The following is an 18,636-nucleotide window of genomic DNA, read 5'->3' as shown; positions in this document are numbered from 1 at the left end:
ACGGCGGTTGAAGCAGGAAGGATGCGGAAATGGCCGATGGCGAACCCATGGCGAACCATCGGTTCGGCCCGGGCGGAATGGCGCTGGCGTTGCTGGTGAACATCATGTTCGCGCTCAACGTGATCGCGATGAAAGTGGTGGTGGATGCGACCGCGCCGCTATTGTCGGTGGCGCTGCGGATGGGGACGGTCTTCCTGATCTGTGCGCCGGCGCTGCGTCCGCTGCCGGGGCGGACGAGCTGGCTGATGCTTTATGGTTTCCTCAATGGCGGGCTGTTCCTGCTGCTGCTGAACCTGGCCCTGTTCATGGCGACCAATGTCGGGGCGCTGGCGATCGCGGGGCAATTGAGCGTGCCCTTCTCGCTGTTGCTCGGCGCGCTGCTGCTGGGCGAGCGGCTCAACCGGCGCAAGATCGTCGGCGTGCTGCTGGCCTTTGCCGGGGTCGTGGCGCTGGTGTTCGACCCGCATATATTGGCGGAGGTGCCCGCCGTGCTGGTGATGGCCAGCGCGGCGATGGTGTGGGGCGGCGCGACCCTGGTGCAGCGCAAGCTGGTCGGGGTGAGCGTGATGAACGGCCAGGCGTGGAACGGCCTGATGGGCGCGGCGGTGCTGGCGCCCTTTGCCCTGATTTTCGAGCGGCCGGCGATCGCGGGGCTGGCCCATGTCGGCTGGGTGCCGACCGGCTGGTTCGCCTTTTCCTGCCTGGGCGCGACGGTGCTGGGACAGGGGACGCTCGCCTGGCTGCTGCAGCGCTATCCGATCTCGACCATCATGCCGCTGATGCTGGCATCGCCGGTGATGTCGACGGTCTTTGCCTCGCTCTATTTCGGCACGCCGATCACGGTCGGCATGATTGCGGGCGGGAGTGTGGCGCTGCTGGGCGTGACGATCATCGCCTTCTCGCCCGATCGTAGGCCGGTCGACTGACCATCAAAAAAAATGGGCCGGCGTCGCATGCCTCGACGCCGGCCCAGGGGGCTTCCGAAGGGCGGCGGTCAGACCGCCCGTTCGAAGATGGCGGCCAGGCCCTGACCGCCGCCAATGCACATGGTTTCCAAGCCATAGCGGCCGTCGCGCCGCTGCAGTTCGCGCAGCAGATTGGCGAGGATGCGTCCGCCGGTCGCGCCGATCGGATGGCCGAGCGAAATGCCCGATCCATTGACGTTGAGCTTGTCGCGATCGTCCCAGTTCCAGCCCTTGAGGCAGGCCAGAACCTGCGGCGCAAAGGCTTCGTTGAGTTCGACCAGGTCGATGTCGTTCCAGCCAAGGCCATTGCGGACGAACAGCTTTTCGACCGCCGGCACCGGACCAATGCCCATGCGCGAGGGATCGCAGCCCGCCGCCGCCCAGCTGTGCAACCAGGCCATGGGTTCAAGGCCCAGTTCTTCCAGCTTGTCCTCCGCGACCACCAAACAGGCGGCGGCGGCATCATTCTGCTGGCTGGCATTGCCGGCGGTGACCACGCCGTCTTTCTCGATCGGCTTTAACAGGGCGAGCGATTCCGGCGTGGCGTCGGCACGAATGCCCTCATCCATGGCGAAGATCAGCGGATCGCCCTTGCGCTGCGGCACGGCAACCGGGACCAGTTCGTCGTCGAACTTGCCGGCGGCCCAGGCCGCGGCGGCGCGCTGATGGCTCATCGCGGCATATTCGTCGCAGGCCTCGCGGCTGATGTCATAATCCTTGGCGAGATTGTTCGCCGTCTCGATCATGCCGCTGATGATGCCATAGCGGGCGATCGGTTGCGACATGACGCGGCCACGGGTCAGGCGGTCGTGGAACTGGGTGGATCCCGATCGGGCACCCCAGCGATGGTCCATCGAATAATATTCGACATTGGACATGCTCTCGACCCCGCCGGCGACGACGATGTCGGCGGCGCCGGTCTGGATCCGCATGGCCGCGTCGATCACCGCCTGAAGCCCCGAACCACAGCGCCGGTCGAGCTGCACGCCGGGAATGCTTTCAGGCAGACCCGCCGCCAGCGCCGACCAGCGGCCGATGCAGGGCGCCTCGCCATTGCCATAGCCCTGGGAGAAGACGACATCGTCGACCCGTTCGGGATCGATTTTGGTGCGCTCCATCAGCGCCTTGATGATGACCGCGCCCAGATCGCCGGCGCTGAAGGATTTCAGAGAACCGCCATATTTGCCGACGGCGGTGCGGATGGGGGCGACGATGGCGGCTCTGCGCATGCGATGTCCTTTGCGGGAATGGGGAGGATCAGGCGGCCGCTTCGGCCTGGCGGATCATCTGCTTGGCGATGATGGTCTGCTGGATCTGGCTGGTGCCTTCATAGATGCGCAGCAGCCGGACATCGCGATAGAAGCGCTCGACCTTATACTCGGCCATATAGCCGGCGCCGCCATAGATCTGGACGGCGCGGTCGGCGATCCGGCCGACGGCTTCGGAAGCGTAATATTTGAGCGCGGCGCATTCCAGGCTGACCGGCTCGCCGGCGTCGAACTTGGCGGCGACCGACTGCATCAGCGCTTCGGTCGTCAGCATGTCGACCTTCATGTCGGCAAGCATCGCCTGGACCAGCTGGAAATCGGCGATGCGCTGGCCGAACTGCTTGCGCTCCATCGCATATTGCAGCGCCATATCGATCAGCCGCTGGCACATGCCGAGCGCGACGGCGGCGATATGGATGCGGCCGCGATCCAGCACCTTCATCGCAGTCTTGAAGCCGCGACCGGGTACGCCGCCGATGATGTTGGCGGCCGGCACGACGACATCGTCCAGGATCACGTCGGTGGTGATCGATCCCTTCTGCCCCATTTTCTCGTCCGGCTTGCCGAAGCTGATGCCGGGCGTGTTTGCCGGCAGAATGAAGGCGGAGATGCCGGCCGCGCCCTTCACGTCCGGTTCGGTCCGGGCCATCAGGGTGAAGACGCTGGCGCGCGGGGCATTGGTGATATAGCGCTTGGTGCCGGTGATGCGGTAAGTGTCGCCGTCGCGGATGGCGACGGTGCGCAGCGAACCGGCGTCGGACCCGGCCTCCGGCTCGGTCAGGCCGAAGCTGGCGATCGCTTCACCGGTGGCGAATTTGGGCAGCCATTCGCGCTTCTGTTCCTCGGTCCCGTCCATGACGATACCCTGGCTGCCGATGCCGACGGTGGTGCCGATGACCGAGCGGAAGACGACCGACGCGCGGGTGATCTCGCGGATGATCGCCGCTTCCTCCGCCATGGTGCAGCCGATGCCGCCAAATTCTTCCGGCACGGACAGGCCGAACAGGCCCATGTCGCGCATCTGCTGGATGATGCTCTCGGGAACGGCATCCGCTTCCTCGACGGCGTCCTCGGCCGGGATCAGCTTTTCGCTGACGAAGCGGCGGACGGTGGTGCGGAACAGGTCGAACGTCTCGGCGTCCATGAAAAATCTCCTCTCAATATCCGATGTCGGCGACCATCGCGTCGCTGCCGTCGCAGCGGATCGCACGGCAGCGGCCGGCTTCATCCTCGCGCAGCAATATGGGCTGGCCGGCGAAGACCGGCGCGACCGCGCGGAAGGCGAAACGGGTCGGGCTGCGGCCGCCGCGCCGGGCGTGACCGAACAGTCGGGTGGCAGTGAAGGGGCCGTGGATCACCAGGCCGGGATAGCCCTCCTCGCCGGTCGCATAGGGCAGGTCATAATGGATGCGATGGCTGTTGAAGGTGACGGCCGAGAAGCGGAACAGGTCGACGCTGTCTGGCGCCCAGTTCACATCATGGGGGGCGCTATCAAAGGCGGCGGGGACAATCGCGGGCGTGGGTGCGCCGGTGTCGCGATAGACGATGGTCTGCACTTCGCTCACCCGTTCGCGATCGGCCTGGACGATGCTGTGGCCGACCTTCACGAGGACAAGCTCGCCACTGCGGCCGCTCTTGTGGGCGATGTCCAGCACGGTCGAGGTGCGGGTCGCTTCCCAGTCGAGCATCAGGGGTGCGTGGAACTGCATCTCGGCGGCGGCGAACATGCGGCGGGGCAGGCTGATCGGCGGCATGAAGCCGCCGCGTTTGGGATGGCCGTCCGGGCCGATCTGGTCGGCGGCGGCCACCGGCAGGAAGAAGGCCCAATGGGCCAGCGAGGGCTGGACCGCCTCGACATCGAGCGGCTCACCGATGGCGGCGGCGAAGCGGCGCAGTGCTTCCCGGTCGAGCATTTCGGTCCGGCTCTCGGTCCTGCCGACCCATGTCTGCCAATGGTCAATATCGGATGGGGAAAGGGTCATGCGACCAGTCCTTCGTCGTGGAGGCGGCCGATCGCGCCGCTATCGAGCCCCAGCAGCTCGCTCAATATCTGGTCGCTATGCTCGCCAAGGCGCGGGGCCGTGCCGACGGCGCTGCGCGCCTCGCCGGCCAGCGTGCCGGCCGGGCCGGACGTCGGGTAGGTGAGGCCGCTGGGATGGGCGATCGTCTCGAACAGGGGATTGGCGGTGAACAGCCGTTCGTCTTGCGTCACGGCCTGGTGCAGCGACTGATATTCGCCCCAGGTGACGCCGCCTGCGTCGAAGGCGGGTTTCAGGGCATCGCTGCTGCGGGCGGCGAGGGCAGCTTCGAAAAGTGGGAAGAGCCGGGCGCGATGGGTGAAACGGGCACCTTCATCCCTGGCGAAATTGGCACCCGTTTCGCCCTCGATCGCGGCGATCGCGTCGCCAAGGTCCAGCGTCTTGAGGAGGCCGGTCCATTGGCGCGGGGTGATGGCGACGACGATCAGCCTTTTACCGTCGGCGGTCAGGAAATCCCGGCCAAAGGCGCCGAACAGGTCATTGCCCATGCGCGGCCGGTCGCCGGCCGACAGGACTTCGGCCACGGAGCCGAGATGCGACAGGGTGGAGGCGGCGAGGTCCGACAGGGGGACGCGGATTTCCGCGCCCTGGCCGGTCGCGCGCCGACGCAGCAGGGCGGACGTCATGGCGAAGGCGGCATAGGCACCGCCCAGCAGATCCCAGGCCGGCAGGACATGGTTGACCGGACGGTCATCGTCGGCCGGGCCGGTCATCATCGGCACGCCGGCGGCGGCGTTGATGGTGTAATCGACCGCCGGTGACCCGTCGGCCCAGCCCATCACCCGGACGCTGATGATGTCGGCACGACGCGCGGCCAGCGCCTCATGGCTGAGGAAACCCTTGACCGGATAATTGGTGAGGAACAGGCCGGCATTATCGCCCGGTGCGGTGGCGATGGCGACCGCCAGTTCGCGCCCTTCGGGTCGGCCCAGATCGATTGCGATCGATTTCTTGCCCTTGTTGAGCCCCTCCCAATAGAGGCTGGCGCCGGACGGTGCTACCGGCCAGCGACGATAGTCGGGGCCGCCACCGATCGCGTCGAAACGGATCACCTCCGCCCCCATCTGCGCCAGGTGCAGGCCGCAGGACGGGCCGGCGATGAAGGCGGCGCCTTCGACCACGCGCAGGCCCTTGAGCATGTCGTACATGGATATTCCCCCTAGCCCAGCCTGACCATGGTGCGACCGATATTGGCGCCCGAGAACAGGCCCCAGAAGGCGTCGAGCGCCTTGTCGATGCCGTCATAGACGGTTTCGGCCGAGGCCATCTGGCCGGCCCGGTTCCAGGCGGTCATGCGCGCCAGCATCTCCGCCTCCAGATCCATATGGTCGAGCGCGATATAGCCTTGCATGCGGATGCGCTTGGTCATCAGCATGGTGAGGTTGCGCGGCACGGTCGGCGCGTCGGTGACATTATATTGCGAGATCATGCCGCAGATGGCGAAGCGCGCGAAATCATTGGCGAGCGACAGCGCCGCCTGCAGATGATCGCCGCCGACATTGTCGAAATAGACATCGATGCCGCTGGCGCCGATCGCCTTGACTTCGCGGGCGAGGGCCTTGGTCAGGTTCGGCTCCGCCTTGTAATCGATTGCGGCGTCGACCTTGAGCACATCGCGCAGGAAGGCGGTCTTGTCCGGGCCGCCGGCCGATCCGATCACCTTGCACCCCATGTTGCGGGCGATCTGGCAGGCGATCGATCCGACCGCGCCGGACGCGGCCGACACAAAGACGGTATCGCCCGGCTGTAACTCCGCAATGCGGATGAGGCCGGCATAGGCGGTGAGGCCGGTCATGCCGGCGAAGCAGAGATAGGCCTGGGGCGGCAGTGCCTGGCGATCGCGATGCTGGAGCGCGCTGCCGGGGGCGTTGAACGCCTCACGCCAGCCAAGCCGGGAAAAGACCAGGTCGCCGGGCGCGAAGGCCGGATCGTTGGAGGCGATCACTTCGCCGATCGCCGGTCCTTCCATCGCCGCGTCGAGGGCGAAGGGCGGAACATAGCTTTTGGCGTCGCTCATCCGCCCGCGCATCGCCGGATCGACCGCCATCCAGAGATTGCGGACCTGGACCTCGCCGGGGCCGGGTGGGGGCAAAGCCTGTTCGACGGTGGCGAAATCCTCCGCCACCGGGGCGCCGACCGGGCGGCGCTTCAGCTGTATTTCGCGCGATGGCATGGTCATCGGCCCTTCAATAGCCATTGAGCCGCGCCCAGCGCTCGCGGTGCCAGGCGGTGCTGCCATGGCATTGCTCGGCGACGCGGGCCCGCTTGAGATAAAGGCCGGCATCATGTTCATGGGTCATGCCGATGCCGCCATGGAGCTGCACCATCTGCGAGGAAATGCGGTGCAGCGTCTCGCCGGCGGTCGCCTTGGCAAGCGAGGCGAGGGCGGGGAGCGCCGGATCATCGGCGTCGATCGCCGCCAGCGCGGTTTCGACCGCCGATCGCGTCAGTTGCAATTCGCCGAACAGTTCGGCCGCCCGGTGCTGGAGCGCCTGGAAGGAGCCGATGATCGCGCCGAACTGGACGCGGGTCTTGAGATAATCGAGCGTGATGTCGAACGCCTGGGTCGCGCTGCCCAGCATTTCGGCGGCCATGCCGATCGCCGCCCGGTCGCGGATCGCGTCGATCAGGTCGGCGGCCTTGCCGACTTCGCCGAGCATGTCGTTGACGGCGATGTTGACACTATCGAAGCGGTAGAGGGCCGGGCGACGGGCATCGACCTGGTCGAGCGCCTGCCGCTCCAGCCCGGCGCTGTCGGTCGGCACCAGGAACAGGGTCAGGCCATCGCGATCGCCCGGCGCGCCGCTGGTGCGCGCGGCGACGATGGCGAGATTGGCGATCATGCCGTCCTGCACCGGGCGTTTCGTGCCCGACAATGTCCAGCCATCGCCCGACGCTGTGGCTGCCAGCGCGGTGCGCTCGGGCGCATGATGCGGCCCTTCGTCGAGCGCGAGCGTGCCGATCAGCGAGCCGTCGGCGATGCCGGGCAGCCAGCGGGCCTGCTGATCCTGCGTGCCCGCGAGGCGCAGCGCAGACGCAGCGACCAGCGCGGAGCTGATGAGCGGCGAGGCGGCCAGGGTGCGTCCCAGTTCCTCGATCACCAGGCCAAGGCTCAGATAGCCGAAATCGGCGCCGCCATAGGCTTCCGGCACGATGATGCCGCACCAGCCCATCTGCGCCATTTCGGCCCAGGCGTCGGCATCATAGCCATCCGATCCGCTGCGGCCGCCGCCGCCATGGTCATAGAGGCCACGCAGCGCGGTCACGGGCAGGCGGTCGCGCACCCATTGCGACGCCATGTCCTTCAGCATCGTCTGTTCTTCGTTCAGCACCGCCACGGCGCGTCCTCCCGCATCCTGTCTTTTCTCTCGTCCTCGCCCATGCTCAGCCCGGCAGGCCCAGCGTGCGCTTGGCGGTGATATTATTCTGCACCTCGTAGCTGCCGCCGTAGATGGAGAAGGCCTTGCTGTGCAGCCAGGCGCGCGTCGCCTCCTTCTCGGCCGCGCCATAGGGATCGCCGGCCCAGCCCAGGCCATCGGCGCCCATGATCTCGACCAGCAGCTCGGCCCGTTCCTGGATGATGCCGGACCACAAATTCTTGAGCGCCGACACGCCATGGCTGGGGCCGCCATTCTTCCCTTCGGCGGCGAGCCGGCGGACCGTCGCCATATAGGCTTCATGCCGCATCGCATTGCGCACCAGCCGGGCGCGCAGGTCCGGGCTGTCGATCCGCCCGAGTGCGTCCGTGCCCAGATAGTCATGGGCCAGCGGGGCGAGGGGGGTGATATCGGCCTTCACCTCCGACAGGCTGTTGCGTTCGAACTGCAGCAGCCGCTTGGCGATGGTCCAGCCCTGGTTGACCTCGCCCACCAGATTGCCCTTGGGCACCTTCACATCGTTGAAGAAGACCTCGCAAAAATGGGTCGATCCGCTGATCAGGACGATCGGTCGCGCCTCGATCCCTTCGGATTGCATGTCGACCAGCAGGAAGCTGATGCCGCCCTGCTTGCGCTCTGTATCGGTGCGGACGAGGACGAAGCACCAGTCGGCCTGGTCGGCGCCCGATGTCCAGATCTTCTGCCCGCTGACCAGCCAGTGATCGCCCATGTCGATGCATTTGGTCTGGAGCGCGGCCAGGTCCGATCCTGCGCCGGGTTCGGAAAAGCCCTGGCACCAGCGCCGCTCATGGCTGGCGATAAAGGGCAGATGTTCCAGCTTCTGCGCTTCGTCGCCATATTCCAGCAGCGTGGGGCCAAGCATCATCGTGCCATAGCTGCGGATCGGGTTGAAACCGCAGATCGCGGCCAGTTCCTCGCCGATGATCTTGCCATGCGCTTCGGTGAGGCCGGCGCCGCCATAGCGCGGCGCCCAGGTCGGCACGCCCCAGCCCTTGTCGGTCATCCGCTGGCGCCAGAGCTGATAGTCGGCATTGGCGGCAGCAGCATGGGCGTCGCCCTGGAATAGGAGGCCGGGCACATTGGTCAGCGCCGGCGGAAAATTCGCCTTCAGCCAGGCGCGCGCCTCCTGCCGGAATTCTTCTCTATCGATGGGCTCCATTTCCGCCATCCACTCACATCCCTGTTCTGCTCGAAAGGCGAGCGTGCCGTTCGGGGTGTTACCCGTCGGGCTGCTCGCGGCTTTCGGATGGCCGCTTGCGATCCATGTCCGATTCCTTAGGTCAATATTGCACAGGTGGCTAGATATATTTTGCACTCAAGGATAATTTTCATCCGCAGCGGAAATCGCGAATTTTGCGCAATGTGGCGGAAAAGCGTGGAAATGCGGCGGCGCCCGTGCGCTGTGCGCGGGAAAATATCGTAACGACGATTGTCGGATTGACAGCCGGCGGCGTGCCCATAAACTATACCATAATGCAAAATTGATAAGGCCGGTCCGTCATGGCGCGAGAACTGGCTACCGCTGCAGGAGAGCGTAGTATGGAAACCATGGCCGCCCGTCCGATCCCGGCGCATGTGCCGCCCGACATGATCGGCAATTTCAGCCTGTTCAACTCGCCGGGGCTGGAGCCGACCCCCAATGGCGATCCGCAGGCGGCGAGCGCGGTGGTGCATGATGGGCCGCGCATCTTCTATTCGCCGGTCAATACCCGCGACGGCAAGGGCACATGGGTCATCACCCGCGCGCAGGACCAGCGGCGGGTGTTGCAGGATCCCGAAACCTTCTCCAGCCACCGCAGCATCTTTGCCTCGGCGCTGGGCGAAAGCTGGCCGATGATCCCGCTGGAGCTGGACCCGCCCGAACATGGCAAGTTCCGTTCGCTGCTCAACCCGCTGCTGTCGCCCAAGCGGGTGATGGCACTGGAGACGGCGGTGCGCGAAAGGGCGAGCGTGCTGATCGACCGGATCGCCGCGTCCGGCACCAGTTGCGACGTGATGACCGATTTCGCCTTCCCCTTCGCGGTCAATATCTTCCTGCGCTTCCTGGGCCTGTCGGACGATCGGCTCGACGAATTTGTCGGCTGGGCCAATGACCTGCTGCATGGCGACAATGTGAAACGGCCGGCGGCGGCGCGCACCATCGTTGCCTTCATCGACGAGTTGTCGGCCGATCGGCGTCGGCAGCCGGTCGATGATTTCATGTCCTTCCTGGTGCAGTCGCGGATCGACGACCGGCCGCTGACCGACATGGAGATCAGGGGCACGGGCGTGCTGCTGTTCATCGCCGGGCTGGACACGGTGGCGGCCGCGATCGGCTTTGACCTCAACTATCTGGCACGGCATCAGGCGGACCAGCAATGGCTGCGCGACGATCCCAAGCGGATCGTGCTGGCGGCGGAGGAATTGCTGCGCGCCTATCCGACGGTGCAGATGATCCGGGTCGCGACGAAGGACGTGGATTTCGAGGGCGCACCGATCCGCAAGGGCGATTATGTGTCCTGCGCGACGATGATCGCCAACCGCGATCCGCTGGAATTTGCCGATCCCGCGCGCATCGACCTCGCCCGCGAGGATAATCGCCACACCGCCTTTGCCTATGGCCCGCATCGCTGCTTGGGGTCGCATCTGGCGCGGCGCGAGATCGTGGTGGGGCTGGAGGAATGGCTGAAAAGCATCCCGACCTTCCGCATCAAGTCCGGCACCGCGCCGGTCACCTATGGCGGCCACGTATTCGGGATCGAAAACCTCATCCTCGACTGGTCGCAGGAGGATGCAGCATGAAGATCATCGTGCATCGCGAGAAATGCCAGGGCCATGCCCGCTGCTGGGCGATGGCGCCCGACATCTTCGAACTGGATGACGAGGGCTATATCATGCCCGGCGACATCGACGTGCCGGAAGAGCAGGAAAGGCTGGCCTGGATGGGCGCCAAATCCTGCCCGGAACGCGCGCTCGACATCCAGAAATGAAGCAATCCCTGCTGGCCCTTGGCGGCCTTGTCGCGCTGGCATCCGGCCCGGCGATGGCGGCGGAGCTGCGCCCCGACCAGATCGCCTTTCGCGATATCTATCGCGAACTGGTGGAGACCGACACCAGCGCGCCGACGGGCAGTTGCACCGTGGCGGCGGGCCGGATGCTCGATCGGCTGCGCAAGGCTGGGTTCGGGCCGGACCGCGCCGAGGTTTTCGTGCCGCAGGGGCATGACAAGGATGGCGGCCTGATCGCCCGGATCGAGGGGAGCGATCCGCGCGCCGCGCCGATGCTGCTGGTCGATCATATCGATGTGGTCGCCGCCCGGCGCGAGGATTGGCCGCGCGATCCGTTCCGCCTGACCGAGGAGAATGGCTATTTCATCGGGCGCGGGGTGATCGACGACAAGGCGTTGTCGGCGATTTGGATCGACAGCCTGATCCGGATGCAGGCGGCCGGCTTTCGTCCCCGGCGCACGATCAAGGTGGCGCTGACCTGCGGCGAGGAAAGTGGCGAGGCGGTGAACGGCGTCGACTGGCTGCTGCGCAACCGGCGCGATGCGGTGCAGGCCGGCTTTGCGCTGAACGAGGGCGGCTATGGCATCAGCGACAAGGATGGCCGGCCGATTGCCCTCTATCTGGCGGTGGGCGAGAAATATGCGCAGAGCTTCACGATCGAGGCGCGCAACAGCGGTGGCCATAGCAGCCGGCCGCGTCCCGACAATGCGATCTATGACCTGGCCGATGCGTTGGAGGCGGTGCGGCGGCTGTCATTCCCGATCCAGCTCAATCCGACCAATCGCGGCTATTTTACCCGCATGGGACCGATCGTCGGCGGCGCGATGGGGCAGGCGATGGAACGGCTGGGGCAGGGGCAGGACGATGCCGCGACGATCGCGACGGTAACGGGTGACGTCACCTATAATGCGATGCTGCGCACCACCTGTGTCGCGACGCAGGTGGAGGCGGGCCATGCCGAAAATGCCCTGCCGCAGCGGGCGAAGGCGACGATCCAGTGCCGCCTGTTTCCCGGCGACAAGGTGGAGGATGTCGAGGCGCGGCTGCGCGCGGCGCTGTCGTCCGGGATCGCCCTGACGCGTAAGGGCGACAAGGGTGCGCCGGCCGTGCCGCCGCCGCTCGATCCGCAGATTATGGGGCCGGCCGAAAAGCTGGCGCAGCGGCATTTCCCCGGCATTCCGGTGGTGCCCAATCTGCTGACCGCCGGCACCGATGGCCGCTATCTGAGCGCGGCAGGCATCCCGACCTATGGCGTGCCGGGCATCTTCCTCGATCCCGACGGCAATGGCGCCCATGGCGTGGACGAGCGCATCCGGGTGAAGAGCGTCTATGATGGACGCGACTATCTCTATGCGCTGATCCGCGCCTATGCCGAGGGGCGCTGACCGGCCCCTCGATTTTTACCGTCCTCAGGTGCGGATCCACACGCCCTTGGTCTGGAGATAGGCGTCGATATGTTCGGCGCCGCCCTCCCGGCCATAGCCGCTCATCTTGTAGCCGCCGAACGGGACCGACGGGTCCATGGCGAAATAATGGTTCACCCAGATGGAGCCGGCGCGGATGCGCTTGACCGCGGTCATGGCCTTGCTGATGTCGCGGGTCCACACGCCACCGGCGAGGCCGAAGCGGGTCGCGTTGGCGCGGCCGATCACCTCGTCCAGGCTGTCGAAGGGCAGGATGCAGGAGACCGGACCGAAAATTTCCTCACGCGCGATCCGCATCTCGTCGGTCACATCGGCGAAGATGGTCGGGGCGACCCAATGGCCCTTGTCGAGCGCGCCGCCGGTGACACGATGGCCGCCGGTGACGAGCCGGGCGCCCTCCTGCGGGCCGAGGTCAAGATAGGAGGAGACGCGGGCGAACTGCTTGGCCGACACCAGCGGGCCGATCACGGTCTCGGGATCGAGGCTGGGACCGATCTTGAGATTGGCGGCGAAGGCGGCGATGCGCTGCACCATTTCCTCATAGACTGGCCGTTCGACGAACAGCCGGGTGCCGGCGGCGCAGACCTGGCCCGAATTGTTGAACACGCCCATGGCGGCGGCCGGGGTGGCGGCGTCGAGATCTGCATCGGCAAAGATGATGTTGGGCGACTTGCCGCCCAGTTCCATCGTCACCTTCTTCACCGACCCGGCCGATGCGGCGATGATCCGCTGGCCGGTCTCGCACGAGCCGGTGAAGGCGATCTTGTCGACGTCGGGATGGGCGGAAAGGGCAGCACCGGTCTCGCCCGCGCCGGTGACGACATTGACGACGCCAGGGGGCACCCCGGCCTCCAGGCAGAGTTCGGCGAAGCGCAGTGGGCTGAGCGAGGCATCCTCCGCCGGCTTCAGCACGATGGTGCAGCCGGTGGCGAGCACCGGGGCGATCTTCCACGCGGCGCTGAACAGCGGGCCGTTCCAGGGGATGATCGCGCCGACGACGCCGACCGGTTCCTTCAACGTGTAGGATAGGAGATCGACCGGGAAGCTGTTGGACAAAGTCTCGCCATGGATGGCGGTGGCGGCGCCGGCGAAATGGCGCAGCGATCGCTGCAACATGCCGCGCAGCCCCATGGCGGCGGTGATCGGCCGGCCCATCTCGATCACGTCGAGCAGGGCGAGATCCTGGAACTCGGCATCAACCAGATCGGCGAGACGCAGCAGCACCGCCTGGCGCTCGGCGGGCTTGAAGCGGCTCCATGGCCCTTCAAAGGCGGCACGGGCGGCGCGCACGGCGCGGTCGACATCCTCGGCGCCGGCCAGCGCGAGTTCGGCGACCAGTTCGCCGGTGGAGGCGCTGAAGCTCTGGAAACGCTTGCCCGACAGGGCATCGACATGCTGGCCGTCGATCAGCAACTGCTTGGGCTTGCCGTCGATGAAGGCGGGGCGGCGGGTTTCGATCATCTTTATGTCCTTTCGGAAACAGCCGGTCAGACCGGATCGCCTTCATGGGCGCGGCGCATCGAGGCGCGGCCGAGGGCGAAGAGAAGGGCGGCGGGCAGCAGCACGCAGAAGACGCTGGTGATGAGCGAGAGGCCCACCTTCATCTCGTCGCCCCACAATTTGTCGGTGACGAGGCCAATGAAGGCCGGGCCGCCCGCCATGGCGATGAGGCCGGATGCCAGCACATAGAGCGCCGAGACGCGACCACGCAGATAGGCGGGGGTGACGACCTGCACGGTGGCCGGTCCCATGCTGGCGGTCGAGAGGATCAGCGCCATGAAGCACCAGTAGCAGACGACCGTCGCCCAGGGGCTGGCGACCAGGAAGGCGGCGATGCCGAAGGGGGCGGCGGCCAGCACGGTCATCAGGCACCAGAAGAGATGCGCGTCCTTGCGACCCCGGCGATAGAGGCGGTCGACGGTCCAGCCATGGACCGGGATCAGCGCGGCGGCGGCGATCTGGGCGATGCCGATCACCGGGCCGATCTGCGCCGGCTGCCAGCCATGGATGCGGGCGAGATAGACCGGGGTCCAGAGCTGGAAGCCGATGGTGGCGGCATAGGCGAGCCCGAAGCCGACGAAAGCGGCGGTGTAGAGCGGCTTGTGCCGGCGGATATAGGCCCAGGCTTCGCCATAGCCGGCTCCGCTGCTGCTGGCGGCCTTGCGCCGGGGCGGTTCGCGGAACAGGAAGACGAGGAAGGCGAGCAGGATGCCGGGCGCGCCGGTCATGATGAACACCTGTTGCCAGGGCTGGAGCGTGCCGAACAGCGGCCATGTGGCGGGGCCGGCCTTCATCGCCGCGCCGACGATCGGGCCGCCCAGCAGGAAGACGATGCCCGCACCCATGACGCCGCCCATGATGAAGACCGACATGGCGAGCGAGACGCGGTGCGGCGGGAAGCTGTCGCCGACGACCGAATAGCTGCCGGTGCCAAAGCCCGACTCGCCCGCGCCCACCCCGGCCCGCGCCATGGCAAGGCCGATGAAGCTGCCGGCGAGGCCGCAGGAGGCCGCGGCGATGCTCCAGACCGTGACCGACAGGTAGAGGACGATGCGGCGGCTGAAGCGATCGAGCGCCATGCCGAGCGGGATGGCGCACAGGCAGAAGAGGACGGCGAAGGCCGGTCCCTGGAGCAGACTGATCTGGAGGTCGGAGAGACCCAGATCCTGTTTGATCGGGCCGACCATCAGCGCCATGATGTTCCGGTCGGTCAGCGACAGGATATAGAGCAGGAACAGGATCGCGACCGTCAGCCAGCCCATGAAGGGACTGGGATAGTCGGCGGAGGCCGGGGCAGGGGGCAGTGGCGCGGGGCTGTCGATCGGCGCGGAGGATGACGGCGAAGCGGACAGGGACAAGGCAGGTTCGCTCATCGACGGAACGCCCTGATTATCACCGATTCTCTGTTGCACAGGCTCGACACCGACCTTCTCCATGCTGATCGCCGTGCCTGGTCCACGGATCGGCACGATCTGTTGCCGGCATAACGCACATTTTTGCACCATAGGTCAATATATGATGCGCCGCTTTTCGCGGCTTTATCCCATGCCCCTTATAAGAAGGCCCGATTTCCGTTGCGGCAAGGGCGCAACTTCTTTTCGATCAAACATTTACCACTGGTGCAAAATTAGTTGACATCCACTGCTGGAGCGATAGAAATAAAAATGCACACCGGGATAATAATGATAGGTGTGGGCCAACGAGCCGACACATTGCGTCCAGGGAGAGGAATGACCAATGTCCAAGCACAAGATTTTTGCGTCGTCGCTGGCGATCGGCGCTAGCATCGTCGCCATGACGGGCAGCGCGCTGGCGCAGGATGCGGCGCCGCCCGCACCGGCGCCTGAGCAGGCTGCCGAACAGAGTTCGAGCGCTCCGGTTAGCACATCCGACATCGTCGTGACCGGCTCGCGCATCGTCCGCGATGGCTATACCGCGCCGACGCCGGTGACGGTCGCGACCACCGAAGAATTGTCGCGCACGACGCCGTCGAGCATTCCGGACGCGCTCAACAAGCTGCCGCAATTCTCCAATTCGCTCAGCCCGTCCAAGTCGGCATCGAATTTCTCGAATGCGCCGATCCACGGCAATGTGCTCAATCTGCGCGGCCTGGGCACGCCCAGCGCCAATCCCAAGGGGCCGCTGCGCACGCTGATCCTGTTCGACGGCATGCGCGTGTCGCCGACCGAATATATCGGCACGATCGACACCAATGTGCTGCCGCAGTTGCTGATGCAGCGGGTCGACGTGGTGACCGGCGGCGCCTCGGCCCAATGGGGCTCTGACGCGGTCGCGGGTGTCGTCAACTTCGTGCTCGACAAGAAATTCACCGGCATCAAGGGCGTCGCCCAGGCGGGCATTTCCGACGAGGGCGACAACGCCAACCAGCGTCTGGGCCTGGCAGTGGGCCAGGATTTTGCCGGCGGGCGCGGGCATATCCTGCTGAGCGGCGAATATTCCAACAATGAAGGCATGCTGCGCAGCGATCGCGACTATGCGACCAAGGGCTATAGCTATGTCGGCAGCGTCGTGGGCTGTACCAAGCTGGCGAGCGAGCCGGCGTCGGTCTGTGCGCCCGGCGGCGCGCGCAACCCCTATACGATCGGGTCGAACATCCTGATTTCGGCGCTGGCGCCCAATGGCCGCATCACCGCCTCCAGCGTGGCGGGCAATCCCTATGTCGGGCAGGTCATCAACAATGACGGCACGACGCGCCCGTTCAACACCGGCACGGCGGTCGGCACCACCGGCTTCCAGTCGGGGGGCGACGGTTACCAGATCCCGACCACCGGCGCGGCGGTCATCCCGCTGACAACCTATCAGGCCTTTGGGCGCCTGAGCTATGACCTGACCGACGACATCAACGCCTTCGTCCAGGGCAGCTGGTCACGCTCGGACCTGGAATATTCGACCCAGGTGAATGCGCTGGTCCCCTCGTCGCAGGGCGTCACCATCTACAAGGGCAATCCCTATCTGTCGTCTGCGCTGAATTCGGCGCTGACGTCCGCGACGGATAGCTACACGGTCGGCCAATATGATGCCGGCCAGCCGACCGCCATCGCCAAGGAACGCACCGATTACTGGATGGTCAATGCGGGCTTCACCGGAAAGCTGGGCGGACTGGACTGGAGCGCCACTTACTCGCATGGCGACTCCAAGCATACCCTGGCCAATTCCGGCCTCTATGACAGCAAGAAGCTCTATGCCGCCGCCGATGCGGTGGTGGACCCCAGCACCGGCCAGATCACCTGCCGCGTGCTGCTCGATCCGACCTATGCCAGCCAATATGCGGGCTGCAAGCCGATCGACGTGCTGCATGGCGATCCGTCCAAGTCGACGCCCGAAGGCTATGCCTATGCCACCGGAACGTCGCGTTACCGGGCCAGCATCCGCCAGGACAGCTTTGCCGTGAACCTGAATGGCAGCCTGTTCGATCTGCCGGCGGGGCCGGTCGACTTCGCGGTCGGCGCGGAATATCGCAAGCAGAAACTGAACCTTACCAGCAATGCCGATCCGTCGCTGCTCGACACGGCGGCCGAGCGCAGCGCCTATTTCGCCGGCCTGCGCGGCGTGCCGGCCACCACGAACTTCTACTGGCTTACCAATGTCGGTACGGCGCGTGGCAGCCTGAACGTCAAGGAAGCCTATGCCGAACTGGCGGTGCCAATCCTGAAGGACAAGCCCTTCTTCCGGGAACTCAGCATCAACGGCGCGGGCCGCATCACCGACTATTCGACGTCGGGCACGGTCGAAACCTGGAAGGTCGGCGCAACCTGGAAGCCGGTCGACGACCTGCTGCTGCGTGCCACCCTGTCGCGCGACATTCGTGCGCCCAACCTGTTCGAACTCTATTCGGGCGCGCAGAGCGGCATCGGCATCGTCAATGATCTGCAGACCGCCGATGGCAGCTATGGCAGCGGCCTCAACCAGAACGTCAACACCGTCACCAGCGGCAACGCCAATCTGAAGCCGGAAAAGGCCAAGACGCTGACGATCGGTGGCGTGCTGACGCCGTCCTTCTTCCCCGGCTTCTCGCTGTCGGTCGACTATTACAAGATCAAGGTTACCGGCCTGATCGACACGCTTTCGTCACAGCAGATCATCACCAACTGCTATAATGCGGGCGGATCGGGCGTGGCCGAATGCGGGTTGATCGATCGGGCGACGCCGACCAGCCTGCCCTCACTGGTGCATATCGTGCCGGCCAACATCGCCTTCCTGAAGACCGCCGGCATCGATTTCGACGCCAGCTATCGCACGGCGATGGGCGACGGGGCGCTCAGCCTGCGCCTCTACATGAACTATCTCGACAAGTTCGATGCCCAGCAATATGCGGGCGCGCCGATCGCCCATTATGCGGGCGTCAGCGTGGTCGGCAGCAATCCGACCGGCTTCCCGCGCTGGCGCGGCAACCTGTCGGTGGACTATAGCAACGGGCCGTTCGGCATCACCCTGTCGGAGCAATATATTCACAAGATGCGGCTGGATATTCCCGGTGGGCCGGTGCCGATCCAGTTTGTCGACGATAAGGTGAAGGCGGTCTGGTATACCGACCTGGCCATGCGCTTCACCGTGCCCCAGGGGAATGGCAATTTCGAGCTGTTCGCCAACGTCAACAACCTGTTCGACAAGCAGCCGCCGATCATTCCGGGCACCGTGCCGGGCGTGAACCTGCCCACCAATATCGCGGTCTACGACTTTATCGGCCGCGCCTTCACGGCGGGTGTCCGCTTCAAATTCTGATAACCGAAGAAGAGTCATTCGGAACAGCCGCTGGAGGCCGGATCATCCGGTTTTCAGCGGCTTTTTTCGTGTCGGGGCGGTAGGCGCGCCGACCTGGAGGCGCTGGCGCTAACAGCCGCTAAAAGCGCCCAATGTGGGATCTGCGGTTGGCTATCGCCTCTGGTGATGGGAGGGGGTGGTGGACGCACTTGGGCTCGAACCAAGGACCCGCTGATTAAGAGCGACAAGATGTCGTTACAGCCTGAAACCGCATGGATCAAAATGTTACATAAAATCTGAGGGCAAATGGGACTTTTCTCCATTTTTCTGTCT

General features: G+C 65.5%; 14 protein-coding genes. 5 read left to right on the top strand and 9 right to left on the bottom strand.

Going from position 1 to position 18,636, the window contains the following annotated elements; translation table 11 throughout:
- The first annotated feature begins 29 nt into the window (after nucleotides 1–29).
- Nucleotides 30–926, top strand: a complete 897-nt coding sequence (locus N6H05_RS16900) for a DMT family transporter (protein ID WP_284110715.1) — start codon at nucleotides 30–32, stop codon at nucleotides 924–926.
- A 68-nt stretch (nucleotides 927–994) separates the two neighbouring features.
- Here the strand turns inward: N6H05_RS16900 and N6H05_RS16895 are convergent, their stop codons facing one another.
- From N6H05_RS16895 to N6H05_RS16865, 7 genes are read right to left on the bottom strand one after another with little or no spacing between them, the layout of a single operon-like run.
- Nucleotides 995–2,194 carry an acetyl-CoA C-acetyltransferase gene (locus N6H05_RS16895; protein ID WP_284110714.1) on the bottom strand — a complete coding sequence of 400 codons (1,200 nt, stop codon included), beginning with the start codon at nucleotides 2,192–2,194 and terminating at the stop codon, nucleotides 995–997.
- A 28-nt stretch (nucleotides 2,195–2,222) separates the two neighbouring features.
- Nucleotides 2,223–3,377, bottom strand: a complete 1,155-nt coding sequence (locus N6H05_RS16890; protein WP_284110712.1) for an acyl-CoA dehydrogenase family protein — start codon at nucleotides 3,375–3,377, stop codon at nucleotides 2,223–2,225.
- A gap of 13 nt (nucleotides 3,378–3,390) precedes the next feature.
- Nucleotides 3,391–4,215, bottom strand: a complete 825-nt coding sequence (locus N6H05_RS16885; protein ID WP_284110711.1) for an HTD2 family dehydratase — start codon at nucleotides 4,213–4,215, stop codon at nucleotides 3,391–3,393.
- Nucleotides 4,212–5,420: a CoA transferase gene (locus tag N6H05_RS16880; RefSeq protein ID WP_284110710.1), complete on the bottom strand. Its 1,209-nt coding sequence runs from the start codon at nucleotides 5,418–5,420 to the stop codon at nucleotides 4,212–4,214. Before N6H05_RS16880 ends, N6H05_RS16885 begins: the two co-directional genes overlap by 4 nt.
- Before the next feature lie 11 nt (nucleotides 5,421–5,431).
- A complete protein-coding gene (locus N6H05_RS16875; protein ID WP_284110708.1) occupies nucleotides 5,432–6,451 on the bottom strand; it encodes an NADP-dependent oxidoreductase in 1,020 nt (339 codons plus the stop codon).
- 7 nt (nucleotides 6,452–6,458) lie between these two features.
- On the bottom strand, nucleotides 6,459–7,610 hold the full coding sequence (locus N6H05_RS16870) for an acyl-CoA dehydrogenase family protein (protein ID WP_284110707.1): 1,152 nt from the start codon (nucleotides 7,608–7,610) through the stop codon (nucleotides 6,459–6,461).
- Nucleotides 7,611–7,656: 46 nt separating this feature from the next.
- The gene (locus tag N6H05_RS16865) at nucleotides 7,657–8,838 is read right to left on the bottom strand and encodes an acyl-CoA dehydrogenase family protein (RefSeq protein WP_284110706.1); all 1,182 of its coding nucleotides are present in this window, start codon (nucleotides 8,836–8,838) and stop codon (nucleotides 7,657–7,659) included.
- A gap of 371 nt (nucleotides 8,839–9,209) precedes the next feature.
- Between N6H05_RS16865 and N6H05_RS16860 the strand changes: the two genes are divergently transcribed.
- The 3 genes from N6H05_RS16860 to N6H05_RS16850 are packed head-to-tail and all read left to right on the top strand — an operon-like array spanning nucleotide 9,210 to nucleotide 12,042.
- On the top strand, nucleotides 9,210–10,451 hold the full coding sequence (locus N6H05_RS16860; protein ID WP_284110705.1) for a cytochrome P450: 1,242 nt from the start codon (nucleotides 9,210–9,212) through the stop codon (nucleotides 10,449–10,451).
- Nucleotides 10,448–10,639, top strand: a complete 192-nt coding sequence (locus N6H05_RS16855; protein WP_004212347.1) for a ferredoxin — start codon at nucleotides 10,448–10,450, stop codon at nucleotides 10,637–10,639. Before N6H05_RS16860 ends, N6H05_RS16855 begins: the two co-directional genes overlap by 4 nt.
- A complete protein-coding gene (locus N6H05_RS16850; RefSeq protein ID WP_284110703.1) occupies nucleotides 10,636–12,042 on the top strand; it encodes a M20/M25/M40 family metallo-hydrolase in 1,407 nt (468 codons plus the stop codon). The genes N6H05_RS16855 and N6H05_RS16850 overlap by 4 nt, the downstream gene beginning before the upstream one ends.
- A gap of 24 nt (nucleotides 12,043–12,066) precedes the next feature.
- On the opposite strand, the gene N6H05_RS16845 is transcribed toward N6H05_RS16850, so the two are convergent.
- Nucleotides 12,067–13,542 (bottom strand): aldehyde dehydrogenase family protein, encoded by a 1,476-nt coding sequence (locus N6H05_RS16845; protein WP_284110701.1) that lies wholly within the window; start codon nucleotides 13,540–13,542, stop codon nucleotides 12,067–12,069.
- Between the two features lie 26 nt (nucleotides 13,543–13,568).
- Entirely contained in the window at nucleotides 13,569–14,954 is a 1,386-nt protein-coding gene (locus N6H05_RS16840) for an MFS transporter (protein ID WP_284110700.1), read from the bottom strand.
- Between the two features lie 364 nt (nucleotides 14,955–15,318).
- Here N6H05_RS16840 and N6H05_RS16835 point away from each other — a divergent pair, with 364 nt between their 5' ends.
- Nucleotides 15,319–18,324: a TonB-dependent receptor domain-containing protein gene (locus tag N6H05_RS16835; RefSeq protein WP_284110699.1), complete on the top strand. Its 3,006-nt coding sequence runs from the start codon at nucleotides 15,319–15,321 to the stop codon at nucleotides 18,322–18,324.
- Nucleotides 18,325–18,636 lie beyond the last annotated feature (312 nt).

Origin of the sequence: Sphingobium sp. WTD-1 (assembly GCF_030128825.1) — a bacterium.
Taxonomy (GTDB): Bacteria; Pseudomonadota; Alphaproteobacteria; order Sphingomonadales; family Sphingomonadaceae; genus Sphingobium.
The sequence above is the reverse complement of the archived record's forward strand: the minus strand, read 5'-3'. Positions and strand labels throughout refer to the sequence as shown.

Coding starts and splice junctions, on each gene's coding strand:
- N6H05_RS16900 (WP_284110715.1), top strand. CDS start 30: ATGGCCGATGGCGAACCCATGGCGAACCATCGGTTCGGCCCGGGCGGA.
- N6H05_RS16895 (WP_284110714.1), bottom strand. CDS start 2,194: ATGCGCAGAGCCGCCATCGTCGCCCCCATCCGCACCGCCGTCGGCAAA.
- N6H05_RS16890 (WP_284110712.1), bottom strand. CDS start 3,377: ATGGACGCCGAGACGTTCGACCTGTTCCGCACCACCGTCCGCCGCTTC.
- N6H05_RS16885 (WP_284110711.1), bottom strand. CDS start 4,215: ATGACCCTTTCCCCATCCGATATTGACCATTGGCAGACATGGGTCGGC.
- N6H05_RS16880 (WP_284110710.1), bottom strand. CDS start 5,420: ATGTACGACATGCTCAAGGGCCTGCGCGTGGTCGAAGGCGCCGCCTTC.
- N6H05_RS16875 (WP_284110708.1), bottom strand. CDS start 6,451: ATGACCATGCCATCGCGCGAAATACAGCTGAAGCGCCGCCCGGTCGGC.
- N6H05_RS16865 (WP_284110706.1), bottom strand. CDS start 8,838: ATGGCGGAAATGGAGCCCATCGATAGAGAAGAATTCCGGCAGGAGGCG.
- N6H05_RS16860 (WP_284110705.1), top strand. CDS start 9,210: ATGGAAACCATGGCCGCCCGTCCGATCCCGGCGCATGTGCCGCCCGAC.
- N6H05_RS16855 (WP_004212347.1), top strand. CDS start 10,448: ATGAAGATCATCGTGCATCGCGAGAAATGCCAGGGCCATGCCCGCTGC.
- N6H05_RS16850 (WP_284110703.1), top strand. CDS start 10,636: ATGAAGCAATCCCTGCTGGCCCTTGGCGGCCTTGTCGCGCTGGCATCC.
- N6H05_RS16845 (WP_284110701.1), bottom strand. CDS start 13,542: ATGATCGAAACCCGCCGCCCCGCCTTCATCGACGGCAAGCCCAAGCAG.
- N6H05_RS16840 (WP_284110700.1), bottom strand. CDS start 14,954: ATGAGCGAACCTGCCTTGTCCCTGTCCGCTTCGCCGTCATCCTCCGCG.
- N6H05_RS16835 (WP_284110699.1), top strand. CDS start 15,319: ATGTCCAAGCACAAGATTTTTGCGTCGTCGCTGGCGATCGGCGCTAGC.